The following is a 4,364-nucleotide window of genomic DNA, read 5'->3' on the forward strand; positions in this document are numbered from 1 at the left end:
GCACGCGCAAGGTCACGAGCAGCGCGTAATCGCGCTCGTAGACATAGTTCATCAGCCCCATGACGAGCAGCCGGTCCGGCACCGGATAGTGGAGCGGCCCGGCCTGCCAGCCCTGCGGCAGGCGCCAGGTCACGCGCGGCTCGGCGCCCGCGTCGCCGGGATTGCGCCAATAGCCGTGCCAGCCCGGCGCCGGACGCATGTGGAAGGCGAGCGTGACCGTCGAGCCCGGAAGCACCGCCTGAGTCTCCGGCACCAGCGCGACGCTCATCCGCAGCGGCTGAGCATGCGCCCCCGTGGCGCCGCCGAGCAGCGCCAGAACGAAAAGCAGGAAGCCCCCGAGCCGAGTCACCGGCGCGCTATAGCCGCAAGCGTCGCGTGCCGGGAGGGGGATGCTTCCCAGCCTCGGCGACCCCGTCTAGCATTCGGGCATGACCTCCGCCCTTCCCGACCGCATCCGGCTCCCGCTCGATTTCGATGCCGGGGCGCTCGCGGCCGATCTCGCCGCCTTCGGCGAGCAGGACTGGACGCGGCATTTCGTGCGCGACAATTATGAGGGCGCCTGGGCGGCGCTGCCGCTGCGCGCGGCGGTGGGCGAGACGCATCCGACGCGGATGATCGGCGTCCTGCTCTTCGAGCACGAATTCGCCGACACGCAGTTGCTCGACCGGGCGCCCGCCATCCGTGCCGCGCTCGGACGCTTCCGATGTCCCTTGAAGTCGGCACGCCTGATGCGGCTCGGCGCCGGCGCGCGGATCCGGGAGCATGTCGATCCCGAGCTCGATGCGGGCGAGGGCCGCGCCCGGCTGCACGTGCCGCTCACCACCAACCTGGACGTGACCTTCCTGCTCGCCGGCACACGGATCGAGATGACGCCGGGGTCCACCTGGTATCTCCGGCTCACCGAGCCGCACGCGGTCAGCAATGACGGCGCCGGCGACCGCGTGCATCTGGTGATCGATGCGGTGGTCGACGACTGGCTGGGCGGGATGCTGCGCGCCGCCGCCTAGCGGCTGGCAAGGGGAGCGGAAGGCGCGGGAAGCCAGCTCGCCGGCAGCGGAGCCGCGACGGCGATGCAGGAGAGCAGGACCGCGATGATGAGCGCGCGCATGCCAGCGAGATGACCCGCCGAAGCGGCCAAGTCGATGGAAGAACGGGGTTAATTTCCGGCTGACCCGGTTCGGGACGGTCCCGTGCCGAAAGCTTAGTCGAGGTTCGGACGCAGCCAGCGCTCGGCTTGCTCGACACTGACGCCGCGTCGGGCGGCGTAATCCTCGAGCTGGTCGCGCCCGATGCGGGCGACGCCGAAATAATCGCTGTCGCGGTGGCCGAAATAGAAGCCCGAGACGGCGGACGCCGGCCACATCGCGAAATTGTCGGTGAGGGTGACGCCCGCGGGCTCGCCGCCCAGCATCTGGAAGAGGACCGGCTTTAGGCTGTGGTCCGGGCAGGCCGGATAGCCGGGTGCGGGGCGGATGCCGGCATAGGTTTCGCGGATCAAATCCTGATTGGTGAAATGCTCGTCGGGCGCGTAGCCCCAGATCGAATTGCGGACATGGGCGTGGAGCGTCTCGGCGAAGCTCTCGGCGAGGCGGTCGGCCAGCGCCTTCAGGAGGATGTCCGAATAATCGTCATTCTCGGCCTTGAACCGCTCCAGGTGCTGGTCGATGCCGTGGATCGCGACCGCGAAGCCGCCGAGCCAGTCCTCGCCCGCGGGATCGATGAAGTCAGCGAGGGACATATTCGGCCGGCCCTCACGCTTTTTGATCTGCTGGCGCAGCATGGGAAGGCGGGTCTCGTCGTTTCCGACGAGGACCAGGATGTCGTCGCCCCCCCCAATCTCCAAATCCCGGCGGCAGCGCCAGAGGCCGACAGTCGCGCGCGGCACCAGCCAATGCTCGGCGACGATCCGGTCGAGCATGGCCTGCGCGTCGGCGAAGAGGTTGCGCGCGCTCTCGCCGACCACCTCGTCCTCAAGGATGGCGGGATAGGTTCCGGCCAGCTCCCAGGCGCGGAAGAAGGGGGTCCAGTCGATGCCGTCGCGCAACTCGCGCAGCGGCCAGTCATTGAAGCTCTGTACGCCGGGGCGCGCGGGAGCCGGCGCCTTGCCCGCGGGATCGTAGGCGAAGGCGTTGGCGCGCGCCTCTTCGAGCGTGGCGAGCTCGTTCTGACCCTTGTTCGCCCGCGTTTCGCGGACCTGCGCATATTCGGCGGCGGTCTTCTCGACCAGCGGCACCTTCTGCGTGTCCGAGACGAGACTGGAGGCGACGCCGACCGCGCGGCTGGCGTCGAGGACGTGGATCACCGGCCCGTCATAAGCGGGATCGATGCGGATCGCGGTGTGGACCTTGCTCGTCGTCGCGCCGCCGATCAGAAGCGGCACCTTGAAGCCGGCGCGAGTCATCTCCTCGGCGACCGTCACCATCTCGTCGAGCGACGGCGTGATCAGGCCGGAGAGGCCGATCATGTCGGCCTGGTTGTCGTTCGCGGTCTTGAGGATATCCTGCCAGGGCACCATCACGCCCAGGTCGATCACCTCGTAGCCGTTGCACTGGAGGACGACGCCGACGATGTTCTTGCCGATATCGTGGACGTCGCCCTTCACGGTCGCCATCACGATCCGGCCCTTGGCGGTGGAGACGCCGCTCGCCTCCTTCTCCGCCTCGATGAACGGGATGAGGTGCGCCACCGCCTTCTTCATCACGCGCGCCGATTTCACCACCTGCGGCAGGAACATCTTGCCCGAGCCGAACAGGTCGCCGACGACGTTCATCCCGTCCATCAGCGGCCCTTCGATCACCTCGATTGGACGCGGCGCCTTTTGCCGACACTCCTCGGTGTCCTCGACGACGAAGGCGTCGATGCCCTTGACCAAGGCATGCTCGAGCCTTTTCTCGACCGGCCAGCCGCGCCATTCGGCCTCGGCTTTCTCGCGGACCGGGTCCGAGCCGAGATATTTTTCGGCGAGCGTGACCAGCCGCTCGGTCGCCTCGTCGCTTCGGTCGAGGATGACGTCCTCGCAGGCCTCGCGCAGCTCGGGGTCGATCGTGTCGTAGACGTCGAGCTGGCCGGCATTGACGATCGCCATGTCGAGCCCGGCGGGAATGGCGTGATAGAGGAAGACCGAGTGCATCGCGCGGCGCACCGGCTCGTTGCCGCGGAACGAGAAGCTGAGGTTCGAGAGGCCGCCGGAGAGGTGGACGTGCGGGCAGCGTTCTTTGATCTCCTTGCACGCCTCGATGAAGTCGAGGCCGTAGCGGCGATGCTCGTCGATCCCGGTCGCGACCGCGAAGATGTTGGCGTCGAAGATGATGTCCTCGGGCGGAAAGCCGTTCGCGACGAGGAGCTTGTAGGCGCGCTCGCAAATCTCGACCTTGCGCTCCTTCGTGTCCGCCTGGCCGCTCTCGTCGAAGGCCATGACGACGACTGCCGCGCCGTAATCGCGGACCTTGGCGGCGAGGCGCAGGAACTCCTCCTCGCCCTCCTTCATGCTGATCGAATTGACGATCGGCTTGCCCGAGACGCATTTCAGCACCGCCTCGATCACCGTCCATTTGGAGCTGTCGATCATGATCGGGACGCGGGCGATGTCGGGCTCGGCGGCGATCAATTTCAGGAAGGTGGTCATGGCGAGCTCGGCGTCGAGCAGGCCCTCGTCCATGTTGACGTCGATCACCTGGGCGCCGTTCTCGACCTGCTGGCGCGCGACCTCGACCGCGGCGGCATAGTCGCCGGCCATGACCAGCTTCTTGAAGCGGGCGGAGCCGGTGACGTTGGTCCGTTCGCCGACATTGACGAAGGCGCTGCTGGCGGGCGTGGTCATCTGCGTCAGGCGGCGAGAATCATCGGCTCGATGCCGGCGAGGCGGGTGAGGCGCTCGACGGCCGGAATGGCACGGGGCGTGTAGCCGCGCACGGTGTCGGCGATCGCCTTGATGTGCGCCGGGGTGGTCCCGCAGCAGCCGCCGACGATGTTGACGATGCCCTGCTCGGCCCAGTCCCGCACCTGCCGCGCGGTGGTTTCCGGGCATTCGTCATAGGCGCCGAGATCGTTGGGCAGGCCGGCATTGGGATAGGCCATGACCAAAGTGTCGGCGAGGCCGTTGAGCGCGGCGATATGGGGCCGAAGCTGCGCCGCGCCGAACGAGCAGTTGAGCCCGATGGTCAGCGGCCGCGCGTGCCGCACCGAGGCCCAGAAGGCTTCGATCGAATGGCCGGAGAGGTTGCGCCCGGAAAGATCTGTGATCGTCATCGAGAGCATGATCGGCAGCTCCGGATCGACGCGGCGCGCGGCGTGAATCGCGGCCTTGGCGTTGAGCGTGTCGAACACGGTCTCGATCAGGACGAAATCGATCCCGCCTTCGACGA

Annotated in this window: 4 protein-coding genes; 1 reads left to right on the forward strand and 3 read right to left on the reverse strand. The window is 67.7% G+C overall.

Features of this window, described 5'->3' with window-relative positions; all coding sequences use genetic code 11:
* Window positions 1–349, reverse strand: a 349-nt coding sequence (locus ACT4N8_RS07635) for a protein-disulfide reductase DsbD domain-containing protein (protein ID WP_444857539.1), incomplete at its 3' end; no start/stop codon positions are given.
* A 79-nt stretch (window positions 350–428) separates the two neighbouring features.
* Between ACT4N8_RS07635 and ACT4N8_RS07640 the strand changes: the two genes are divergently transcribed.
* Window positions 429–1,007 carry an aspartyl/asparaginyl beta-hydroxylase domain-containing protein gene (locus ACT4N8_RS07640; RefSeq protein ID WP_444857540.1) on the forward strand — a complete coding sequence of 193 codons (579 nt, stop codon included), beginning with the start codon at window positions 429–431 and terminating at the stop codon, window positions 1,005–1,007.
* 194 nt (window positions 1,008–1,201) lie between these two features.
* Here the strand turns inward: ACT4N8_RS07640 and metH are convergent, their stop codons facing one another.
* Together metH and ACT4N8_RS07650 are read right to left on the reverse strand one after the other, a co-directional pair.
* Window positions 1,202–3,820 carry a methionine synthase gene (metH, locus tag ACT4N8_RS07645; RefSeq protein ID WP_444857541.1) on the reverse strand — a complete coding sequence of 873 codons (2,619 nt, stop codon included), beginning with the start codon at window positions 3,818–3,820 and terminating at the stop codon, window positions 1,202–1,204.
* A gap of 5 nt (window positions 3,821–3,825) precedes the next feature.
* Window positions 3,826–4,364, reverse strand: a 539-nt coding sequence (locus ACT4N8_RS07650; protein WP_444857542.1) for a homocysteine S-methyltransferase family protein, incomplete at its 5' end; no start/stop codon positions are given.

The sequence above is a fragment of the Sphingosinicella sp. genome, from assembly GCF_052387495.1.
Taxonomy (GTDB): Bacteria; Pseudomonadota; Alphaproteobacteria; order Sphingomonadales; family Sphingomonadaceae; genus Allosphingosinicella.